20 protein-coding genes and 5 pseudogenes are annotated in these 20012 nt (G+C 70.0%); 15 read left to right on the top strand and 10 right to left on the bottom strand.

Annotation, left to right across the window (positions count from 1 at the left end; genetic code table 11):
- Positions 1-546: 546 nt before the first annotated feature.
- The 3 genes from AB0411_RS20995 to AB0411_RS21005 are packed head-to-tail and all read left to right on the top strand — an operon-like array spanning position 547 to position 1976.
- Positions 547-831, top strand: a complete 285-nt coding sequence (locus AB0411_RS20995) for a hypothetical protein (RefSeq protein WP_366418777.1) — start codon at positions 547-549, stop codon at positions 829-831.
- 39 nt (positions 832-870) lie between these two features.
- Positions 871-1428, top strand: a complete 558-nt coding sequence (locus AB0411_RS21000; RefSeq protein ID WP_366418778.1) for a hypothetical protein — start codon at positions 871-873, stop codon at positions 1426-1428.
- A gap of 56 nt (positions 1429-1484) precedes the next feature.
- Positions 1485-1976 (top strand): hypothetical protein, encoded by a 492-nt coding sequence (locus AB0411_RS21005; protein WP_366418779.1) that lies wholly within the window; start codon positions 1485-1487, stop codon positions 1974-1976.
- 149 nt (positions 1977-2125) lie between these two features.
- On the opposite strand, the pseudogene AB0411_RS21010 reads toward AB0411_RS21005, so the two are convergent.
- The 3 genes and pseudogenes from AB0411_RS21010 to AB0411_RS21020 all read right to left on the bottom strand — a co-directional run.
- Positions 2126-2260, bottom strand: a pseudogene (locus tag AB0411_RS21010) (catalase); the annotation flags it as partial.
- 44 nt (positions 2261-2304) lie between these two features.
- A pseudogene (locus AB0411_RS21015) lies at positions 2305-2634 on the bottom strand (uracil-DNA glycosylase family protein); the annotation flags it as partial.
- A 98-nt stretch (positions 2635-2732) separates the two neighbouring features.
- Positions 2733-3419, bottom strand: a complete 687-nt coding sequence (locus AB0411_RS21020; protein ID WP_366418781.1) for a type III effector protein — start codon at positions 3417-3419, stop codon at positions 2733-2735.
- A gap of 105 nt (positions 3420-3524) precedes the next feature.
- Here AB0411_RS21020 and AB0411_RS21025 point away from each other — a divergent pair, with 105 nt between their 5' ends.
- Positions 3525-3959, top strand: coding sequence for an Hsp20/alpha crystallin family protein (locus tag AB0411_RS21025; protein WP_366418782.1), 435 nt, complete (start codon positions 3525-3527; stop codon positions 3957-3959).
- Positions 3960-4496: 537 nt separating this feature from the next.
- Here the strand turns inward: AB0411_RS21025 and AB0411_RS21030 are convergent.
- Entirely contained in the window at positions 4497-5252 is a 756-nt protein-coding gene (locus tag AB0411_RS21030) for a dienelactone hydrolase family protein (protein WP_366418783.1), read from the bottom strand.
- Positions 5253-5706: 454 nt separating this feature from the next.
- Here AB0411_RS21030 and AB0411_RS21035 point away from each other — a divergent pair, with 454 nt between their 5' ends.
- The 8 genes and pseudogenes from AB0411_RS21035 to nrfD all read left to right on the top strand — a co-directional run bounded on the left by AB0411_RS21035 (position 5707) and on the right by nrfD (position 13501).
- Complete coding sequence (locus tag AB0411_RS21035; RefSeq protein ID WP_366418784.1) at positions 5707-6141, top strand: DUF2267 domain-containing protein; 435 nt, start codon at positions 5707-5709, stop codon at positions 6139-6141.
- A 213-nt stretch (positions 6142-6354) separates the two neighbouring features.
- Positions 6355-6609: a DUF5133 domain-containing protein gene (locus tag AB0411_RS21040; RefSeq protein WP_366418785.1), complete on the top strand. Its 255-nt coding sequence runs from the start codon at positions 6355-6357 to the stop codon at positions 6607-6609.
- Positions 6610-6810: 201 nt separating this feature from the next.
- Entirely contained in the window at positions 6811-7158 is a 348-nt protein-coding gene (locus tag AB0411_RS21045; RefSeq protein WP_366418786.1) for a PRC-barrel domain-containing protein, read from the top strand.
- A gap of 106 nt (positions 7159-7264) precedes the next feature.
- Positions 7265-7840, top strand: coding sequence for a Dps family protein (locus AB0411_RS21050; RefSeq protein ID WP_366418787.1), 576 nt, complete (start codon positions 7265-7267; stop codon positions 7838-7840).
- A gap of 108 nt (positions 7841-7948) precedes the next feature.
- Positions 7949-8077, top strand: coding sequence for an LPFR motif small protein (locus tag AB0411_RS21055; RefSeq protein ID WP_366418788.1), 129 nt, complete (start codon positions 7949-7951; stop codon positions 8075-8077).
- Positions 8078-8348: 271 nt separating this feature from the next.
- Positions 8349-11616 (top strand): annotated as a pseudogene (gene fdh, locus AB0411_RS21060) (formate dehydrogenase).
- Positions 11613-12524 (top strand): 4Fe-4S dicluster domain-containing protein, encoded by a 912-nt coding sequence (locus AB0411_RS21065; protein ID WP_366418789.1) that lies wholly within the window; start codon positions 11613-11615, stop codon positions 12522-12524. The pseudogene fdh and the gene AB0411_RS21065 overlap by 4 nt, the downstream one beginning before the upstream one ends.
- 62 nt (positions 12525-12586) lie before the next feature.
- Positions 12587-13501, top strand: a complete 915-nt coding sequence (gene nrfD, locus AB0411_RS21070; protein WP_437042859.1) for an NrfD/PsrC family molybdoenzyme membrane anchor subunit — start codon at positions 12587-12589, stop codon at positions 13499-13501.
- Positions 13502-13629: 128 nt separating this feature from the next.
- Here nrfD and AB0411_RS21075 read toward each other — a convergent pair whose 3' ends face one another.
- From AB0411_RS21075 to AB0411_RS21085, 3 genes and pseudogenes are all read right to left on the bottom strand, one after another.
- The gene (locus AB0411_RS21075; protein WP_366418791.1) at positions 13630-14526 is read right to left on the bottom strand and encodes an aminoglycoside phosphotransferase family protein; all 897 of its coding nucleotides are present in this window, start codon (positions 14524-14526) and stop codon (positions 13630-13632) included.
- 192 nt (positions 14527-14718) lie between these two features.
- Entirely contained in the window at positions 14719-14877 is a 159-nt protein-coding gene (locus tag AB0411_RS21080) for a hypothetical protein (protein WP_366418792.1), read from the bottom strand.
- Between the two features lie 187 nt (positions 14878-15064).
- Positions 15065-15343, bottom strand: a pseudogene (locus tag AB0411_RS21085) (serine hydrolase); the annotation flags it as partial.
- A 260-nt stretch (positions 15344-15603) separates the two neighbouring features.
- On the opposite strand from AB0411_RS21085, the gene AB0411_RS21090 reads away from it, so the two are divergent.
- A complete protein-coding gene (locus AB0411_RS21090) occupies positions 15604-16044 on the top strand; it encodes a VOC family protein (protein ID WP_345515553.1) in 441 nt (146 codons plus the stop codon).
- A gap of 119 nt (positions 16045-16163) precedes the next feature.
- Here the strand turns inward: AB0411_RS21090 and AB0411_RS21095 are convergent.
- Together AB0411_RS21095 and AB0411_RS21100 are read right to left on the bottom strand one after the other, a co-directional pair.
- Positions 16164-16292, bottom strand: a pseudogene (locus AB0411_RS21095) (lamin tail domain-containing protein); the annotation flags it as partial.
- A gap of 624 nt (positions 16293-16916) precedes the next feature.
- Positions 16917-17327: a RidA family protein gene (locus AB0411_RS21100; RefSeq protein ID WP_108154447.1), complete on the bottom strand. Its 411-nt coding sequence runs from the start codon at positions 17325-17327 to the stop codon at positions 16917-16919.
- Between the two features lie 450 nt (positions 17328-17777).
- On the opposite strand from AB0411_RS21100, the gene AB0411_RS21105 reads away from it, so the two are divergent.
- Together AB0411_RS21105 and AB0411_RS21110 are read left to right on the top strand one after the other, a co-directional pair.
- Positions 17778-18473: an alpha/beta fold hydrolase gene (locus AB0411_RS21105; protein ID WP_366418793.1), complete on the top strand. Its 696-nt coding sequence runs from the start codon at positions 17778-17780 to the stop codon at positions 18471-18473.
- Positions 18474-18895: 422 nt separating this feature from the next.
- Positions 18896-19789, top strand: a complete 894-nt coding sequence (locus tag AB0411_RS21110) for a methyltransferase domain-containing protein (protein ID WP_366418794.1) — start codon at positions 18896-18898, stop codon at positions 19787-19789.
- On the opposite strand, the gene AB0411_RS21115 is transcribed toward AB0411_RS21110, so the two are convergent.
- On the bottom strand, positions 19786-19980 hold the full coding sequence (locus AB0411_RS21115; protein WP_366418795.1) for a hypothetical protein: 195 nt from the start codon (positions 19978-19980) through the stop codon (positions 19786-19788). The two genes, AB0411_RS21110 and AB0411_RS21115, sit on opposite strands and share 4 nt — an antisense overlap.
- Positions 19981-20012 lie beyond the last annotated feature (32 nt).

Below are 20012 nucleotides of genomic sequence, written 5' to 3' on the forward strand. Positions count from 1 at the left end.
CCTGGGCAAGGGCCGTCACGGGGCCGGCCAACCGGCACGGCGCCGCCTGCGCCGGAGCCTCGGAGACGTCCACGGTCGCAGTCCACATGACGCTGCGCTGCGGCCCGGCCCACTTCTCCAGTCAGGCGGCCGCGCACGGTGCGTGGTGAGCAGCAACAGCCGAGAGGTACTTTCTCCGGTGTGTGTGGAGCGCCTACCCGATCACCCCACGCGTACCACCCTGTTCCTGCCGCTTGCTGACGGTGTGCGGCGACTTTTTCTGCAGGCTTCCGGAGGTGGCCCTCCATTGAGGTGTTCCCTGCCACGGGTCGTGCCCGGAGTGTTGCTCCTCGCCGAATTGCTCCGGAGGCCCGGGCGTTAGTTCCTCTGCTGTTCGGGAACCCGGGTTACATCAGCTTCTTGCGGACTACCGAGGAGGACAAGGACTTGGACCTCGACTCCCGGCTTCGCTGTGCCCGACCGTCACCTTCAGCCAGTTCTGGAGTTGCGCCCTCTCCCGGCTGACTTGTGGTTGTCGGGTACCGGAAGCACAACAGAGAAGAACGCTTGTACGAGATCGAAGCCGTCATGGCCGTTCTCGGCATCATTTTCCTGGTCGTCGGATTCTCGACCGGCATTTCCATCCTGCGGACCATCGGCATCCTGCTCGCGATCACCAGCGCAATTCCGTGGCTCCTCGGCGCCATGGGGCACACCTCGCGGGACGCAAGCACTACTGGAAGCGGCAGCGGTATCCACCTGCCGGCGACCGGTGGATACCGCAGGCCCTGCGGAAGGCCGGCCGTGGGTGTGCGGTCCGCGCCTTGGATTCATGTGCCGGTCATGAACTGATCTCACTTTCCGTGTCAGCAACTGAAAGCGGAGGACGCGATGTCCAGTGGGACCCTCATAGCGATCATCGTGCCTGTCGCGGTCGTGATCCTGGCGTGTGTGCTGGCGGCGGGGATGGTCACGCGCCGCCGTCGGCTGCAAGCACGGTTCGGGCCGGAGTACGAACGGGCCGTGGAGACCAAAGGCAGCCGCCGGGCGGCCGAGCGCGATCTGCGTGAGCGCGAGGAACGCCACGATGCACTGCACATCAAGCAGCTTCCGGCACCGGTCCGGGACCGGTACGCCCACGAATGGGACCGGGTGCAAGAACGGTTCGTGGACCAGCCCGACGACGCCGTCCATGAGGCCGACCGGCTGGTGACCTCGCTCATGAGCGAGCGTGGCTACCCGACGGAGGGACTGGAACAGCAGCTGAGTGACCTGTCGGTGGAGCACGGACGCACCCTGGAGCACTACCGCGCCGCCCACGAGGTAAGGGGTCGCAGCACACGGCAGGAGGCAACGACGGAGGAGCTGCGGGGCGCGATGGTGCACTACCGCGCCCTGTTCACGGAACTGCTCCACAACGGTCACCGGCCGCCGGAGGCCAGGGCATGAGTCTGCGCGACACCCGGCGGACAAGGCGCGGCCCAGACGAAGAGGGAGGAAAGAAGATGGGGCGAGGAGAGCGACGCGGGCCCGGAGCGGACGGCCTGTCCACCGAGGACCTGGCAGGCACCCGACAGGACGTGGGCAGCACAGCTCAGGAGTCCCCGGTCGAGGCGCCACCGACCTTTCCAGGGGAGGCCACCGCGACAGACCCGGGAGCCCCGCCGCCCGAGGGCGAAGGCCGGGCTCCCGCACCGGAGAAGAACCGGGACGCGGAGCTTCAGGCGACGGGCGCGCCGCTGCTCGGGCCCGAGCAGGAGGAGTTCCGCAGCAGGTGGCAGCGGATCCAAAGCGAGTTCGTCGACGATCCGCGTGAGGCGGTCGGTGCGGCGGACACCCTGGTCGCCGAGGTCATGCAGGCGCTCGCCACGACCTTCTCCCAGCACAAACGGGAACTCGAAGGACAGTGGCACCGCGGCGAGGAAGTGGCGACAGAGGAACTCCGCGTCGCCCTCCAGCAATACCGCTCGTTCTTCAACCGCCTGCTCACCACCTGAAGCCCGGCCCCTCGGGGCGCTGTCGCCTGCCCGGTACGCAGGTATGGGTTCCGCGGGACTGAAGGGCCTCGTTCTCCGCCCACTGGCGCGGGTGGGGAACGGGGTCTTCACGGTCGCGGGGCTGCACGACCAACGTCATGAGCCCGCTTCACGCCGAGTCGGGGCTTCCAGCGGAACGTCACCAGGATGGTGGCGCCCTCCGCGTCGACCAGGCGGACGGTGTGGACGCCGAATCCTTCCGTCATCCGGCAGGAGCGGGGGGTGGCGCGGTCGGACAGGTTCCAGCCGGCCTCAGCGGACACTACGGCTAGGGCGGCTCGCCCCCGCATCAGTCCAACGCGCCGGCAGCTACCCGGAGATCCGAGAGGAAGCCCGCGTAGGCCGTTTCGCGCTCCTCGGAGCGGAGAATCGCCGAGGGATGAATGGTGGCGACCAGCAGCCCTGGGGCCGACTCGGTCCGGCCGTCGGTCGTGCCGTGCTCCTCTGAGGGCAGCGCAAGGAGCGCGCCCCGGTCCTTGGTGACCCGGAACGACGGTCCGAGCAATGCCTTGCCCGCGGTCGCTCCGAGGGCCACCACGACCTCAGGACGCACCAGCCTCAACTCGGCACTGAGCCGAGGACGGCAGGCTCGCATCCGAGCGCCGGCCACCTGACGGAGCAGGGCCCGCCCCGGGCGGCCCGCCCTCGTCATGGCCAGGACAGCGGCCGCTGGCGCCGAGGCTCCCAGACGCGCGCAGTGATGTCGCTGCGTTCCTTTCAGGGGTTGCTGCGTTTGTCGTGGCTCGCCTGCCGAAGCCGTCCCGCGTGCCGGCCGAGCGAGTCGACGCGTGCGGCGAGGTCGGGGTGGCTTTGCCGCAGGTGCGGTTCAGCAGTGAGGAGCGGCTCTATCAGGGTGGCGGGGTCATTGCCGGCCAGCGCACGGTTGAGGTGATCAAGGGGAGCGCGGGCCGCGTCCGGCAGTTCCGTGAGGGCGGTGATCTGTCCTGCGAGACCGCGCAGTTCGGCGGCGTGGCGGCGAGCCCACGCGGTGACGGCGCGGTCGGCGGCGCGATGGTCCCGGGTGGCCTGGACACGCTGTTCCCCGGTGGTGCCGGCGGCACCGGGGCGTTGCCGGAGGTAGCGGCGCTCGGCGGCCTGGCGGCTGGCGACACCGAGGGGCGCGGCAAGGTCGGCCCAGCTGGCGCCGGCCCCGCGGGCCGCCTCGACCAGCCCGGTCTCCCACGCCGCGAGCTCCTCGCGGACCTCGCGCAACAGCAAGAGGGAGGCAAGGACCTGCTCAGGTGCGGCTGCGGAGTCCTGGGAATCGGCTGCTTGCTGCGCCTGGGCGTCGCGCATGGCCTGGATGATGATCTCGAGGGCTGAGGCGGCGGCAGGCAAGGACGCCGGGCCGGCGGGCTTGAGGGGCTGGTCGTCTGCGGGCACCACGCTCCTCCATTCTGTCATCGATTGGACGACGTCTGCGTTGTCATCCTTTGGATGACATGCTACAACGGTGACAGGTGAAGCGCATTGGCAGTTGTTGCCTGATCCCGTTGGAGGTGTTTCGCGATGTTGATGCGCACTGACCCGTTCCGCGAGCTGGACCGTCTCACCCAGCAGTTGATGGGTACGTCCGGCACCTGGTCGAGGCCGTCTCCGATGCCGATGGACGCCTATCGCGAGGGCGAAGAGTACGTGATCGCCCTCGACCTGCCCGGCGTCTCCACGGAGGCAATCGACATCGACGTCGAACGGAACATGCTGACCGTCAAGGCAGAGCGTCGGCCGATCGCCAAGGCCGACACCGTCCAGATGGAGCTCTCCGAGCGCCCCCAGGGTGTCTTCTCCCGTCAGGTGATGCTGGCCGACACCCTCGACACCGAGCACATCAGGGCCGACTACGCGGCAGGCGTGCTGACCCTCCGCATTCCGATCGCCGAACGAGCCAAGCCACGCAAGATCGCCATCGGTGCGGAGACACCGCAGAGGCAGATCAGCGGCTGAGCGTCCCGCCGTGTCGACGGAGGGCGGGAAGCGGGCTGCCGCCCCGCCCTCCATGCTCAGCATCGCAAGCACGCCTTCATGGCGCCCATGAGGTGGAGGCATTCCTCTCGCCACCTTCAGGACGCGAAGCGGAGGCTGCTCCGAAACGCCGGCCCGGGGGCTCGTGGCGTGCTCCGAGAAGACCCGGGTGACCCCGGCCTCGCCGAGCGAGTCGAGCTGTGCGTCCAGGGACTGCCGGGTGGTCGAGGCGCGCCGGCCGGGTGTTTCATGACCGACCGCCTAGGAAACACCGATGTCCGGCCTGTCGGCGGAACCGAGGATGCCTTCCGTTGTTGAACTGATCATGACGGCGACTCATCTGCGGGCTTGCGACCCTCCCGAGCTCCGCCAAGTGGGTCGGCACCCCCTCGTGACCCCGAAGGTTGCGTGGAGGCACCGACCTTGAGCAGAGCACGCGTCGTCGGCGTCCTGCCCCTTTGAAGGAAGGGACGGGACCGGAACAGCCAGAAGTGCGCCGTAGCGACCGGTAGGCGCTGGTCAGCGGGTGGCCGAGCTTGGACCGACCGGATCCTCCGTCACGGGCAGGCACTCGGCGAGCAGGTCGACGACGTCGCGCCAGGCTCGCTGCGCGTGCCGTGGGTGGTAGCCGACGCCGGGACGCACGGTGTGGTCGACCGGTGGGTGGTGGAAGGCGTGCAAGGCGCCGCCGTAGACCACGAGGCGCCAGTCGACGCCCGCGGCCTGCATCTCCGCGGTGAACGCGTCCCGTTGCGCGGGCGGCATGATCGGATCTTCCGACCCGACCCCGGCCCATACCGGGCAGCGAATGCCCGCCGCCTCGCCCGGTCGGCCCGTGGTCAGTGCGTTGACTGTCGCGATCGCGCGCAGGTCGACGCCGTCGCGCCCGAGTTCCAGCGCGATGGCGCCCCCGGTTCCGTAGCCGATGGCGGCTATCCGGTCGGGGTCGGTCCGCGGTTCGGCGCGCAACACGTCGAGCGCCGCATGGCCGATGCCCCGCATCCGGTCGGGGTTGGCGAGCAGCGGCATGCAACGGGCCAGCATCTCCTCGGGGTCACCCAAATAGCGCCCGCCGTGGACGTCGAAGGCCAGCGCTACGTATCCCAGCTCGGCGAGAGCATCGGCCCGGCGGCGCTCGACGTCGCTGAGCCCCGTGCCCTCTGGTCCGAGCAGCACCGCGGGCCGGCGGTCGACGCCGGCCGGGAGCGCGAGGTGCCCGATCATCGTCAGACCGTCGGCCGGGTACTCGACCGTGCGCGTTGTAATCGTCGTCATGAGACGGGACTTTAGTGATCGTCGAGCCCGGTCGGGCCGGGGTTCACCGCTGGCGGAACAGCGCGGATGTCCCTCTGAAATGCGGCCCCTTTGACGCGTATCTCGGTCACACCCCTTGCTGGGCGTCCGCCACGGGGAGCTGGGCGTCCGCCACGGGGAGAGGCGTCGAGTTGGCCGCGCCCGCGCCTCCACCGGCATATACAACCTGAGGCCCCGGGAGCCGTCCGAGCCGCCGCCAGAAGCCACGCACGAGACCGGGCGCGGTATGAGATGCCGTGCAGGATCACCCTCGTCGCCGGCCGACGCCGTGGGGGATCCTGCACCGCGCTGACTCCAGCTCCCGTCCCACGCCCTGCTCTTCGCCCCGCACGGCCCGACTGAACGTCGACAAGGCGGGCATACGGCGATCACAGGCCCCCTTCCGCCAGGAACCGAGAAAGGCACCTGACCCGAGATGTTCCCCCAGCCCGAACCGACCCGGCCGGCACCGCAGATGACGTTCGAGCAGATGCTGGAACGCGTGCGCTATGACGGCGCGTACCCGACCCGTGAACGCGCCGAAGAAGTCGTACGCGCCGTTCTGACCGCCTTGGGCCGGCAGGTCACCGGCGAGGAGCGGGTGGACCTCGCAGCCCGCTTGCCCGTGGAGGCCGCCGGGTTCCTCACTTCTCAGGCTCCCGCCACAGAACAACGGACCGGCCGGGGTTTCGTGAAGAACCTCGCCCGGTGCACCGGTGGCACTCCCGCCACCACACGGTGGGACGCCGGCGCCGTACTCACCACGGTCGCCCAGCTCGCCGGGAAGGACCTGCTCGCCCGCCTCCTCGGTCAGCTCCCGCCGGGCTACGCCCTCCTGTTCGGCAGTGCCGAGCTGGTCCGGGCAGCCTGAGCCCTCTCGTACAAGGCACTGTGGGCGCGACTGACTGCGCTCGTACCCCCTTGTGGTTGCCGCGCTTCGTACCGCGTGCCTCGATGGAAACCGGGCCATTGGTACCGCCGGCAACCGATGCCACGCCGGAAGGGCCATGAGGGGCGGCATGGAATCGCCCATCGTTAGTGAGCGGCACACCCAGGGAGAGTTCTCCCTCAGAGAGGAAGCACCGTGCTGAAGCCCCACCCCGTGATGCTGCGGAACCTCGTGAAGCAGTACGAGGACCTCCTCGTCCGGGACTCGGAGAAAAGTTCCTACGAGACCCAGCAGAAATTGGAGGACCTTTCCTACACGCTCTGCGTCTCGACCGGAACACAGACCGTCGCAGCGGCCCTGGCCTTCGCCGCCCGGCACCTCGAAACGGACCAAATACACGGGTCCGGCGCCCAGCCCACTCCCTCGTCGTCTCTCCAGCTCGCGACCTGAGTGCCCCAGAAAGAGAACGGCCGGGCCGCCCAGGGGCACGGACCGCGTGGAAATCCTCGGGACCGCCGACCGAGGTCAGCTCTCAGGGCCGACGAGCATACGAGCCGAAGCCGTGGGCACGCGCCTTCGCAGCGGGCGGTGACCGGGCTTCGCGGCACCGCCCCTTCGGTAAGACATCGGCAGCGAAGAAGCGGATTTCTCATGAGTGACATCTGGGGATACCGTCCGGCCGTCGCGCACGCCACAAACAGCGCCCTGACGGGGTACGAAGTCGAGGCGAGCGACGGAAGCGTCGGCAGGGTCGACAAGCACTCCGGCGAGGTACGGGCGGAGTATCTCGTCGTGGACACCGGTGTCCGGAGTTTCGGCAGTCACGTACTCCTGCCGGCCGGGACCAGCACCGAAATCGATGAAGAGAAGCGGAAGATCTTCGTGGATCGCACGAAGGGTCAGATACGAAACGCTCCCCCTTTCGACCGGGACGAGCACCTCGGCGAGGCAGGTTTCCTTGAGGAGATCGGCCGGTACTACGCCGGCACCCGAATTTAGCCCCGCAGCGATTGCGTGGCTTCTTCATCGGCCTTCCCGGCTGGTTTTCGAGTCGATCTACCGGGCACGCGATTCCGAGGCCACCACAGAAAAGGAGAGTCTCACCATGGCTGCGAGCAATACCCCTCAGTACACCGTTCCCGGCCTGACCACGGCCGAGGGAGAAGAAGTCATCGGACTCCTGCGCCTTCGGCTGCACGCACTCAATGACTTGGCGCTCACCCTCAAGCATGTGCACTGGAATGTGGTCGGGCCGCACTTCATTGCGGTGCACGAGATGCTCGATCCGCAGGTCGAAGCCGTCCGGGGCATGGTGGACGCCTTGGCCGAGCGCATTGCGACGCTCGGCGGCTCGCCCACCGGCACGCCAGGCGCGCTGGTCAACGAGCGTACTTGGGACGACTACGCCATCGGACGGGCCCAGGCCATCGAGCACTTGGGCGCGCTGGACGTCGTCTACAGCGGAATCATCAAGGACCACCGGGAAGCGGTGGCCGCCACCGACGCCACCGACCCCGTGACTCAGGATCTGCTCATCGAGCACCTCAGGTCTCTTGAACTGTTCCAGTGGTTCGTCAGGGCACACCTGGAAAGCGCCGGCGGGAAGCTCAGCACGAGCCGTGAGGACCGAGAGACCGAAGCGGGCCGGGCAGCGGCCGAGCAGGCCCGCGACCAGCCCTGAGCCCTCCGGGTCCCCTCCCTGCCCCGTCAGCCCGCCCCCGTTTTGGCTCGTACATATCGGGCATGCGTCACAGTGGTCGGCGCATATCGCCCTGGAAGGAACATTCTGATGCTGAACGCCATCGCTGATGTCCTCAGGTCCATTGGCGGAGCCATCGCCACCGTCGTCACCCTGCCCTTCCGTGCAGTCGCGCGGCTCTTCGGCGGCGCCTCGGACACCGCTCACGGGCACCACTGACCCGGCCCTCTCCTTCCCCGGCCCGGCCCGTCGGCCGTGCGGCGCCTCGGCGAGCAACGTGAGGCCGCACGGACGACGGGCCGAAGGCCACGCACATGCGTACCGGGGCCCCGCCGGGTAGCGTCGAAGGGACGCAGCGCGCGGCGCCGCGGCACCGGCCATGCCGTCCTCGCGCGGGATTGCGTGGGCGCGACGGCACTGGCCTCCGGCCCCGGCCATCAGGAGCCGGGGCCGGAGGCGTCCCTTCCCCGAGCCGGGGCTGGAGGAGAGCATGAGTCTGGGGAAGCGGCTGCGCGGCTGGCCCGCCTGGCGGCAGCTCACCGAGGCGGACCCGCTGGGCCGTGGGCGCGCCGCGATGTCCGCCCGCACCGAAACGCTGAGGCCACGCACCGACACCGCGGACCGGGTGGTGGCGTCGGTGTGTCCCTACTGCGCGGTGGGCTGCGGGCAGCAGGTGTACGTCAAGGACGAACGCGTGGTGCAGATCGAGGGGGACCCCGACTCGCCGGTCAGCAGGGGACGGCTGTGTCCCAAAGGCGCGGCCACCCTGCAGCTGACGACCGGGGAGGCGCGACGCCACGAGGTCCTCTACCGGCGCCCCTACGGCACCGAGTGGGAGCGGCTGGACCTCGAAACGGCGATGGACATGATCGCGGACCGGGTGGTCGAGCTGCGCCGCGACACCTGGGAATGGGAGCGGGACGGCCGGCGGGTCGCCCGCACGCTGGGCATCGCGAGCCTGGGCGGCGCCACCCTCGACAACGAGGAGAACTACCTCATCAAGAAGCTGATGACGGGTCTGGGCGTGGTGCAGGTGGAGAACCAGGCGCGGGTCTGCCACAGCTCCACGGTCGCCGGCCTCGGCACCTCGTTCGGGCGCGGCGGGGCGACCACCTTCATGCAGGACCTCCAGCACGCGGACTGCATCGTCATCGAGGGGTCCAACTTCGCCGAGGCGCACCCGGTCGGCTTCCAGTGGGTCATGGAGGCCAAGGCGCGGGGCGCCCGGATCATCCACGTCGATCCGCGCTTCACCCGCACCAGCGCCCTGTGCGACCAGCACGTGCCGATCCGGGCGGGCAGCGACATCGCCTTCCTCGGCGGGCTCATCCACCATGTGCTGAGCGAGGAGAAGGACTTCCGGGAGTACGTCCTCGCCTATACGAACGCCGCCACGATCATCAGCGAGGACTTCCGCGACACCGAGGACCTCGGCGGTGTCTTTTCCGGCTTCGACGAGGACCAGCGCCGCTACGACCCCGAGAGCTGGCAGTACGAAGGCACCGAGATCCAAGCCCCCGCGGGGGACGTCGAGCAACAGCACGACCAGCGGCTCCAGCAGGCACAGGACGCCGCCCACCGCGTGCCGGGCCACGCCGAGACACACGGGGCGGGCGGCGCCCCGGCCGCCTCCCGGGCCCCGCGCGATGAGACCCTGCAGCACCCGCGCTGCGTCTATCAGATCCTCAAGCGGCACTACGCCCGCTACACGCCCGAAATGGTCGAACGGACCTGCGGGGTGCCGCGCGAGACCTTCCTGCAGGTCTGTGACGCGCTCACCGAGAACTCCGGCCGCGAGCGCACGAGCGCGTTCGTCTACGCGGTGGGCTGGACCCAGCACTCGGTCGGCTCCCAGTACATCCGGGCCGCCAGCGTCCTGCAGTTGCTGCTGGGCAACATCGGCCGCCCCGGCGGGGGAATCCAGGCACTGCGCGGGCACGCCTCCATCCAGGGCTCCAGCGACATCCCCACCCTCTTCAACCTGCTGCCCGGCTACCTGCCGATGCCGCACGCGCACACTCATGAAGACCTGGACACGTTCGTTGCGGCGAGCCGTACGGACAAGGGCTTCTGGGGCGAGATGCGGGCGTACTTCGTCAGTCTGCTCAAGGCCTACTACGGCGACGCGGCCACCCCCGACAACGACTTCTGCTTCGACCACCTGCCCCGGCTGACCGGTTCGCACAGCACCTACGACACCGTCATGGCACAGCTGGACGGGGAGTGCCGGGGGTACTTCCTGATGGGAGAGAACCCGGCGGTCGGCTCCGCCAACACCCGTCTGCAGCGCCTGGCGATGGCCCGCCTGGACTGGCTGGTCGTCCGCGACTTCTCGCTGATCGAGTCGGCTACCTGGTGGCGCAACGGGCCCGAGATCGAGACCGGCGAACTGCGCACCGAGGACATCGGCACCGAGGTGTTCTTCCTGCCCGCGGCCGCGCACACCGAGAAATCGGGCTCGTTCACCAACACCAACCGCTGGCTGCAATGGCACCACGCCGCGGTCGAGCCCCAGGGCGACGCACGCAGCGACCTGTGGTTCATGTACCACCTCGGTCGGCGCATCAAGGAGAAGCTGGCCGCCTCGCGGGACCCGATGGACCGGGCGATACAGGACCTGACCTGGGATTACCCGTTGGAGGGCGCTCTGCGGGAGCCGGTTGCCGCGGCCGTGCTGGCCGAGATCAACGGGCGCGGCGCGGACGGCGCCCCCTTGAGCGCGTACACCGAACTCAAGGACGACGGCTCCACCCGCTGCGGCTGCTGGATCTACTGCGGGGTCTTTGCGGACGGCGTCAACCAGGCCGCCCGGCGCAGACCCGGCACCGCACAGGACTGGGTGGCCGCCGAGTGGGCCTGGGCCTGGCCGGCGAACCGCCGGATCCTCTACAACCGCGCCTCGGCGGCCCCCGACGGCACCCCGTGGAGCGACCGGAAGGCGTATGTGTGGTGGGACGCCGAGGCCGGGCACTGGACCGGCCGCGACGTGCCCGACTTCATCCCCGACCTGGCACCGGGCCATGTGCCGCCCGAGGAGGCCTGCGGACCGGACGCGCTGCGCGGCGACGACCCGTTCATCATGCAGGCGGACGGCAAGGGCTGGCTCTACGCGCCCTCCGGACTGCTCGACGGGCCGCTGCCCACCCACTACGAACCACAGGACTCCCCCTTCGGCAACGCCCTCTACCCGGACCGGCCCCGCTCCCCCGCCAAGCAGCTCTACTTCCGCGAGGGCAACCGCTACCACCCCAGCGGCGACGAGCCCGGCGCCGACGTCTATCCGTACGTGCTGACCACGCACCGGCTCACCGAGCACTTCACCGCCGGCGGGATGAGCCGCTGGTCGCCCTATCTGGCCGAGCTGCAACCGGAGTTCTTCTGCGAGATCTCTCCGCAGCTGGCCGCCGAGCGCGGCCTGGAGCACCACGGCTGGGCCACCCTGGTCACCGCGCAACGCCGTCGAGGCGCGGGTGATCGTCACCGACCGGATCCGGCCTCTGACGGTGCACGGCCGCACCGTGCACCAGATCGGCGTGCCCTTCCACTGGGGCCCCAACGGCCTCGTCACCGGCGACGCGGCCAACGCCCTGACGGCCGTCTCGCTGGACCCCAACTCCCATATCCAGGAGGACAAGGCGCTCACCGCCGACATCCGGCCCGGCCGCCGCCCCCGCGGCCCTGACCTGCTGCGCCTCGTGGCGGACTACCGGCGGCGCGCCGGCATCACCGACCGCACCGGGAAGGATCCACGGCCATGACCGATGCCCGCCTCAGCGGCCCGGAACCCGACCCGGCCGGGGACGCCGGCCACCCCGACCCCCCGCCCCGGGTGGGGTTCTTCACCGACACCTCGGTCTGCATCGGCTGCAAGGCGTGCGAGGTGGCCTGCAAAGAGTGGAACGCCCTCCCGGAGGACGGGCTCGCCCTCACCGGCATGTCGTACGACAACACCGGCGCCCTCGGAGCGTCGACCTGGCGGCATGTGGCCTTCATCGAGCAGTCCGCTCCGCCGGCCCCCTCCCCCGACGGGCGCCGCGAACTCCCGCTCGTCGCGGACTCCGCGCCGTCGGCCGGCGGCGATGTCCGCTGGCTGATGTCCTCCGACGTGTGCAAGCACTGCACCCACGCGGCCTGCCTCGACGTCTGCCCCACCGGCTCGCTCTTCCGCACCGAGTTCGGGACGGTCGTGGTCCAGGAGGACATCTGCAACGGCTGCGGCTACTGCGTCCCGGCCTGCCCCTACGGCGTCATCGAGCAGCGCCCCTCCGACGGGCGGGCGTTCAAATGCACGCTGTGCTACGACCGGCTCGGCGCCGGGCAGGAGCCCGCCTGCGCCAAGGCGTGCCCCACCGAGTCGATCCAGTTCGGTCCGCTGGACGAACTGCGCGAGCGCGCCGCCCTGCGGGTGGACCAACTGCACGCCGCCGGGGTGGGCGAGGCCCGGCTGTACGGCCATGACCCGGAGGACGGGGTCGGCGGCGACGGCGCGTTCTTCCTTCTGCTGGACGAGCCCGAGGTGTACGGCCTGCCACCCGATCCGGTGGTCACGACCCGGGACCTGCCGGCCATGTGGAAGCACGCCGGGGCGGCCGCGCTGTCGCTGGTGGGCGGTCTCGCGCTGGCCTTCGCGCTGCCCGCGGCCCGACGAGGGAGGGCGGGACGATGACGAGCCGGCCGGACAAGGGGCAGGAACGGAGCGGGCGACGGCGCCGCAAGGGGGAGGAACTGATGGTCCCCCGTGCGGAGTTCACCTCGTACTACGGCCAACCGGTGATCAAGACCCCGTCCTGGGCGGCGCGGGATATCGCCGGGTACTTCTTCCTCGGCGGGCTGGCGGGCGCCGGCTCCGTCCTCGCCGCCGGGGCGCAACTCACCGGGCGGCCCACTCTGGCCACCGCGATGAAGGTCTCCTCGCTGGCCGCCGTCTCGCTCTCCGCCGCCGCGCTCGTCAACGATCTCGGGCGCCCGGGACGGTTCGTCCACATGCTGCGCGTGTTCAAGCCGACCTCTCCGATGAGCATGGGTTCGTGGCTGCTGGGCGGCTACGGGCCGGCGGCCGGTGCGGCGGCGCTGTGCGCGGTCACCGGACGGCTGCCTCGGGCCGGCGCCGCCGCCACCGCGACCGCCGCAGCGCTGGGACCGGCCGTGGCCACGTACACGGCCGTGCTCGCCGCGGACACCGCGGTCCCGGCATGGCACGGCGCCCACCGCGAACTGCCCTACCTCTTCGCCGCGTCCGCGACCGCCGCCGCCTCCGGCATGGCGCTGGTTCTCGCACCGCCCCACGAGACCGCGCCCGCCCGGGTCGCCGCCGTCCTGGCCGCGGCGGCCGACACGGCGGCGACCCGGGCGGCGAAGCGGCGCCTGGGCATGGTGGCGCAGACCTACCGGCAGGGGCGGGCGGGACGACTGCTGCGCTGCGCGGAAGTCCTGACCTGGGGTGCCGCGGCGACCACCGCGGTCGGGGGCGGCCGCTTCCGACCGCTGGCCGTCGTCGCCGGACTGGCCCTGCTCGCCGGCTCGGCCTGCACCCGCTTCGGTGTCTTCGCCGCCGGTATCGCCTCTGCCGAGGACCCCGCGTACACGGTGCTCCCGCAACGCGCGGCACGGGAAGCGGCAGCGACAGCGGCAGGGGGGACGTAGGCCACTCGCGACACCCGCGCCGAGCACGGCTCCGGCTCGCGCTCGGCCCCACTTCGTCGGGAAACCTCGAAGGTGGGCTGCCGCACGGCCATCAACCAAGACCGAGAACAAGTTCAAAGAATCGTGCGTCACACGCCCTTCAGAACACGATCAAGTGCCGCCCGGCCTGCGGGTCCCCAGTTCGGCTTGCCGCCGGGAAGGCCGCGCTCTCCGTTCTGCCCCATGAGCATCAGGAAGAGGCTCTTCACAGCGGCCAGCCCGCGGGCGCGCCGGATCGCCGCCTCGTCTGCATGCGCGTACATGTCGAAGAACCGTGAGGCCGTGCCCGCAGGTAGCAGCACCCATGCGGCGGCGAGGTCCCACGCCGGATCGCCGGCGAACAGGTCACCGAAGTCGACGATGCCCGAGAGCGTTCCGTCCGAGACGACGACGTTCGCGGGATGGAGGTCGCCGTGCACCCACACCGGCGGGCCCTCCCATGCGTGGGCCGCGACGGCGTCGTCCCAGACGGCCCGAACGTCGGCAGCGATGTCGTCAGGGGCAACGGCCTGGAAGAAGTTCTCGAAGGCTTCCGTGCAGTTCCTGGGGTGGGCACCGCGGTCCGTAGGGATCGGCGCCTCGGCGGGCGCCTCCACATGGAGCGCCCGGAGGAATCCCGCCAGCGAGTCGGCCGCGTGGGCGCCGCGGCTGATCGAGCCGTGATCCAGCGGCTCGCCAGGAACCCACGTCATCACGGTCCAGTGCTTGGGGAAGCGCTCGGACGGTTCGCCGAACCGCACCGGGGTCGGCACAGGGAGCGGCAGGCGCGGGGCCAGCACGGGTAGCCACCGCCGCTCCTTGAGCTGGAGCTCCGGGGTGGGGTCCATCCGCTGCATGCGCACGGCCAACTCGTCCCCGAGACGCCACATTTGGTTGCCCCAGCCGCCCGCCACCTCGCGGATGGCCAGCCCTGCAAGGTCTGGATGTTGCTCCTGCAGCAGGTCGCGAACCAGGTCTGCGGTGATCTCGATCTCGGTGTCGGTCATGCGAAGCCACAGTACTGAGGCGGCAGGCGGAGCGGGCGGAAGAGCTCCGAAGTTCAGAGAAGTGACCAGGCCGAGGGTCAGCGAACCGCTCCACACGCGACGCGCCAGGCCACACCTCCTCCGCACCCGGCGCCCGTCTCTCCATGGCACGACCGATCAACGGTGATCGCATCGCGGCGGCAGCGGTGGAGTTCAGCAGCGGATGGGCAGGGGACGCGGCCGGGCCGGTTCCACCAGGTCCCGGTGCAGTCCGCTGAGCACGGCGTCCAGGAGTCCGTCGTGGTGCGAGCGCCACAGCCCGACCTTGTCGTTGCCGTACCTGACCTCGGCATCGCGGCCGTCTCCGCTCAATCTGAGTGCCGACCGCCGTTGCCACCCTCTGCCCTTGGTCGTCACCGCAGGTCAGCGGGTATACCGCACGCCGTTCGTGCCCGTGCTGGAGAAGATCCGCGTTCCCCGACTCGGGCCGGGCCGGCCGCGCAAGCAACCGGACGCCGTCGCGGCGGACAAGGGCTGGGGAGACCTCCGCGTGGGGCGAGGGGATCGTCGGGTTGTCGGCGGCGGGCAGGCTGGGGTGCCTCAGATGCAGCGGCCGGATGATCCTGCGCTGCCGTTCGTTGATGAAGGAGTGGCCGGTGGCCTTCTCGACGATCAGGTCGAGGACGAAGGAGTTGAGCCCGTTGTACTGCTGCTCGGAGCCGGGTGCGGGCGGCGCGTCGGTGGCTGCGGCGAACGAGTCGCGCGGGAAGTCTTCCCGGGCCCCGCCGCGCGGCGCCGGCGCGAGCTGGGGGCCGAGCTGACCCCCGGCAATGCTCAAGCACGCACCCGGCGAATCGTCGTGGAAGCATGGAAAAGCGGGGACGGCACGCTGCGGCTGATCGTCTTCATGAGCGCGGCCACCTGCGCCACGCTCCCCGTCGGTGGTGGCTCCTGGCTCGGGTCTGCTGTAGCGATGCTGAGGCGCGATCCAGATTCTCGGAGCTCGGCGGTCCGAGGATGTCGAGAACGTGCCACCGGCTCCGTCCCAGGGACATCAGCGGCCACCACCGGCCGCACGAGGAAGAGGGAGAAACCAGCATGGCGATTCAGCGGATGGACAACGTCGGCATCGTCGTCGAGGACATGGATGCCGCCATCGCGTTCTTCGTGGAACTCGGTATGGAGCTGGAGGGCAGGGCGGAGGTCGAGGGCCTCTTCGCCGACCAGTGCACCGGACTCGACGGCGTCCGCTGCGACATCGCGATGGTCCGGACCCCGGACGGTCACAGCCGGCTCGAACTGGCGAAGTACCGCAGCCCCGCGGCGATCAGCGCCGGGCCGCGCAACCGGCCGCACAACATTCTGGGCACGCACCGCGTCATGTTCGCCGTCGACGACATCGAGGACACCGTTGCCCGCCTGCGCCCGCACGGCGCCGAACTCGTCGGCGAGATCGCCCGGTTCGAGGACAGCTATCTGCTCTGCTACCTCCGCGGCCCGGAGGGCATCATCGTCGGACTGGCCGAGCAACTGCGCTGAGAAGGAGGAACCGAACCATACAGCCGAAACGACGGGACGCAACGGTGCTCCGCAGGCACGAGCCTGCGCCGCACCTGGTGCTCGTGAGCGGCACAGCTCACCGGCCGGTTCAGGGCCGGTCAGCGACCGTGGCGTCCCCAGCTCTGAGCGTCGACGATACGGCGATGGTCGTTGCGCAGGGTGGCGGTGTCGCCGGTGTGGTCCCAGACGTAGCCGCGGCGGTCCTGATAGACGTCGCGGCGGTTGTCGTATGACTGTGACTACAAGGCCGTCATGAATCGCAGAGGGAGCGCGAAGTGAAGGTGAGGTTCACAGGCCTGGAAGGCCACGAACAGAGCGTTCGACAGGGGGCAGATGCACTTCGTCAGGGGCAGGAGTACGTGGTTCTCGAGGCGTACTGCCAATCGGAGGGCCCTAACCACTTCAGGCTTGAGTGCCGGAGAGGTGGCCTTCCCCCTCTTTATGACGCGCGACTATTCGAAGTAGTCGACTCGGAGATACATCCGTCTTGGACCGCCTCTGCTGAGTGGGATGGATCTCTCACCATGGGCCCGGTTGGCTGGCAGAAGGCTGGGTTTTGGGACGACTTCATGAACCACTGTCCCAGAGCTATTGAGATCTATGAACTCGGAAGAGCCCTATTGATGTCGGAGTCGTGATTGTCAGCCCCTTCACGGCATCGAGCAACGCGGGAGGCGCGGATTCGCAAGGACGACGAGCCGTAGTGGCAATGATGACGCCAGCGGCACCTCGCATGCGCTGGCCGGTCTCCAGCCGCCAAGGCCGGCTGACCGCAGCCTACGTTCCTCGGCGGCCAGCCGTCCTGGCGGCCGGCTGGCCGTCCCGCGTTCGCGGTGCCCTTGGGAAGAGTCTCAAGAATCGAGCACGGCGGCGACGCCCTCGATCTCGACGAGTTGGTCCTTGTAGCCGAGCACGGTGACGCCCATCAAGGTGCTGGGGACGTCATGGTCGGCGAACAAGTCCCGGACTACCTGCCAGGCAGCCACCAGGTCCTCCCGCCGGGCCGATGCGACGAGGACGCGGGTACTGATGACGTCCTGCAGTGACGCACCTGAGGCAGAGAGAGCGGCCTGCATGTTCTCCATGGCTTTCGCTGCCTGGCCTGCGTAATCCCCGATCGCCGCGGTGGAGCCGTCATCGTTCAGCGGACACGCCCCAGCGAGGAAGATCAGGCGTGACTCGGCGGGCGCCGTGGCCGCGTAGGCGTACTCGGCGACGTCGGACAGGGAGGCGGAGCGGATCAAAGTGATGGCACGAGCCACGGTCCTCGGGTCCTTTCCCATCGGATGGTGAGCGCGGACATCCTGCCAACGACCAGTTGGCTTCCGCCTGCCCTTTTTCTCGCCGCCCCACGGCAACGCCGTCATTTCTGCTCGACGTTCCCGCACCGGATGATCACCGACTGACTCCGGAATCCATCGAGAAACACTGTTCCTGGAGATCAACGTAGCCATCACACGATTGGGCGCACGGAACCCCCCACCGCAGTCGGTTCGAGGCCGGGATGTGCGCCAGGCACCAGCCCCTCGATCCCCCGCCCGACAGCGTCGAGGGCGTCATCGGGGCCCGCAGTGCTCGGCCGAGGCAACCGGCCACCTCTTGCTCGACTGGCCTGACCAGGTTTCCATCAGTGCGGAAGCTGACAACGCGAGACCCGGGCCTGACGATCGGAAAGCCCGCCTTGGGCAGGCGAGGCCGACTTGGAGGTGGCGATGAGAGTCGTGTTCGTGCACGGGGCGTGCGTACGGGACGGGTCGTGGTGGTGGCACCGCACCGCCGAGCTGCTGCAGGAGCGGGGGGTGGCGAGCGTGGCCCCGGCGCTGCCGAGCTGCGGCGAGGCGGGCCTGCCCAGCGGCGTCGGCGGTCCGGGGCTGCCCGAGGACGTGGCCGCGGTGCGGCAGGTGCTGCAGGCCGGCGACGAGCCGACCGTCGTGGTCGCGCACAGCTACGGCGGCATCGTCACTGCGGAGGCCGCTGCGGGACTCGGGTCGGTCCGCCACCTGCTGCTGATCTCCAGCTACCTGCCCGAGGTCGGGCAGCGCCTGTCGGATTTCGGGGACACCAGTCCCGCCCCGTTCCTCGACGTCGACCCCGAAGCCCACACGTTCGGGGTCCGCCCCGAGCTGCTCGTGGACACATTCCTGCAGGACTGCGACCCCGAGGTCCAGGCGCAGGCGGCGCACCACCTCGCCCGGCAGAGCGTGCACGTGACCGGGCAGCCGGTCGGAGCAGCCGCATGGCGGCAGCTGCCGTCGACGTACCTCGTCTGCGCTCAGGACCGGGGCACCCCGCCGCGGCTGCAGCGCGAGTTCGCCCACCGGGCCGGTAGCGTCATCGAGCTCGACGCCGGCCACCACCCGTTCCTCTCCCAGCCGGCAGCGGTCCGGGACCTGCTGCTGAGCCTGTGACAACAGCCACGAACGAGCCCCAGCCGACCGACTTCCGCCGGGTCTCCGCTCGCTCATGGGGGCACCCCGCGCGCTTGCGGACCAAGCCCCGGTGGTCCTTGACGTTCTCCTGCTTTGATACATCGACAGCGCGCCCTCCGACAGCTCGACCTGGCGCCGCACCAAGTCCACCACCTGCTCCTGCAGGGCTTCGGCGTAGTCGGATGGCGTCCGGTACGAGGCCGAACCCGCCATAGCCGGCAGTCCGGTCAGCGCGCTGACCCGCGCCTGGTGCGCCGGCTGTGGGGGCCGAATACCTGTACCCCTTTGGGCTCGTCACGGTGCAGAACCGTGCTGTGGGACGTAGAGGTTCGCTGGCCGTGTGAGAGATCCCTCGCCCGTCGTCGTGGCGCTGGTGGCCCGGGAAGGTCGACCATGGAGTCATGACCTCTTCGCCCCGCCCACCGCACGTCGGTGGCCGACCGGATCCGACAGGCGGGACCACCGCGCTCGGTGCAGAGTCCGCTCCCGCCCGCGGGTACCTGCTGGACAACGCGCGCGCCGAGGCGGGCGAGCGATTCGTCTGGCTGGCCGAGCTGTTCGACGGTGTGACGCGCGGGCACTTCGATCGACTGGGGGTCAGGGCCGGCTCGCGCTGCTGGGAAGTGGGGGCCGGTGGCCCCAGTATCCCGGAGGCGCTCGCGGCGGCCGTCGGTCCGACCGGGCACGTGCTGACCACGGACATCGACCCGTCGTGGCTGACGGCAGGCAACGGGTACGAGGTGCGCCGGCACGACGTCGCCGCTGATCCGCCCCCGGAGCCGGGAACGTTCGATCTGGTGCACGCCCGGCTCGTGCTGGTCCATGTACCCGACCGGGCCCGCGCGTTGGCCACGATGGCGGCAGCGCTACGGCCCGGCGGCTGGCTGCTGGTCGAGGACGCCGATACCGCACTGCAGCCACTGGCATGCCTGGACGACAGCGGCCCTGCGCAGCGGCGGGCCAACCGGCTGCGCGACGCGGTCCGGGAGCTGCTGACGCGCCGCGGCGCGGACCTGCGCTACGGCCGGACACTGCCGCGGGCATTGCGTGAGGCCGGCTTGGTAGATGTCGCCGCGGCGGGCTCTTTCCCGGTCGGCGGGCTGGCCTGCGACCGGCTGGAGGCGGCGACCATCCGGCACGTGCGCGGCGAGCTGCTCTCGGCCGGCCTGGCCGACGACGCCGAGATCGACGCGCACCTGGCCGCGATCCATACGGGCCAACTCGACCTGACACTCGCGCCGCTGATCTCGGCCTGGGGACGCCGTCCAGCCGAGCGCCCTCCGGCGCTCGGTTAGGCGCGGATCCAGGCGGTGTCCGACCTGCCCACAGCGCTGTTCGGCGAGGGAGGCCAGGCAGCTCGCGCAGGTGCGCGCTGCGCGTCACCGGAGCTGGGGCCGGCCCGCGCACGGGCTTCGAAGATCATGGAGTCCTCGACGCCGATGTGCGCCTCACCGAGCAGCGAGATGGCAGGGTGTTCGATGTTCATGAGAAGTGACAGCGGCCGTGGGGCGGCTGGCC

Source organism: Streptomyces angustmyceticus (assembly GCF_040701845.1).
In the GTDB taxonomy this organism is placed as follows: Bacteria; Actinomycetota; Actinomycetes; order Streptomycetales; family Streptomycetaceae; genus Streptomyces; species Streptomyces angustmyceticus_A.

Coding starts and splice junctions, on each gene's coding strand:
- AB0411_RS21000 (WP_366418778.1), top strand. CDS start 871: ATGTCCAGTGGGACCCTCATAGCGATCATCGTGCCTGTCGCGGTCGTG.
- AB0411_RS21005 (WP_366418779.1), top strand. CDS start 1,485: ATGGGGCGAGGAGAGCGACGCGGGCCCGGAGCGGACGGCCTGTCCACC.
- AB0411_RS21020 (WP_366418781.1), bottom strand. CDS start 3,419: ATGACAGAATGGAGGAGCGTGGTGCCCGCAGACGACCAGCCCCTCAAG.
- AB0411_RS21025 (WP_366418782.1), top strand. CDS start 3,525: ATGTTGATGCGCACTGACCCGTTCCGCGAGCTGGACCGTCTCACCCAG.
- AB0411_RS21030 (WP_366418783.1), bottom strand. CDS start 5,252: ATGACGACGATTACAACGCGCACGGTCGAGTACCCGGCCGACGGTCTG.
- AB0411_RS21035 (WP_366418784.1), top strand. CDS start 5,707: ATGTTCCCCCAGCCCGAACCGACCCGGCCGGCACCGCAGATGACGTTC.
- AB0411_RS21045 (WP_366418786.1), top strand. CDS start 6,811: ATGAGTGACATCTGGGGATACCGTCCGGCCGTCGCGCACGCCACAAAC.
- AB0411_RS21050 (WP_366418787.1), top strand. CDS start 7,265: ATGGCTGCGAGCAATACCCCTCAGTACACCGTTCCCGGCCTGACCACG.
- AB0411_RS21055 (WP_366418788.1), top strand. CDS start 7,949: ATGCTGAACGCCATCGCTGATGTCCTCAGGTCCATTGGCGGAGCCATC.
- AB0411_RS21065 (WP_366418789.1), top strand. CDS start 11,613: ATGACCGATGCCCGCCTCAGCGGCCCGGAACCCGACCCGGCCGGGGAC.
- nrfD (WP_437042859.1), top strand. CDS start 12,587: ATGGTCCCCCGTGCGGAGTTCACCTCGTACTACGGCCAACCGGTGATC.
- AB0411_RS21075 (WP_366418791.1), bottom strand. CDS start 14,526: ATGACCGACACCGAGATCGAGATCACCGCAGACCTGGTTCGCGACCTG.
- AB0411_RS21090 (WP_345515553.1), top strand. CDS start 15,604: ATGGCGATTCAGCGGATGGACAACGTCGGCATCGTCGTCGAGGACATG.
- AB0411_RS21105 (WP_366418793.1), top strand. CDS start 17,778: ATGAGAGTCGTGTTCGTGCACGGGGCGTGCGTACGGGACGGGTCGTGG.
- AB0411_RS21110 (WP_366418794.1), top strand. CDS start 18,896: ATGACCTCTTCGCCCCGCCCACCGCACGTCGGTGGCCGACCGGATCCG.
- AB0411_RS21115 (WP_366418795.1), bottom strand. CDS start 19,980: ATGAACATCGAACACCCTGCCATCTCGCTGCTCGGTGAGGCGCACATC.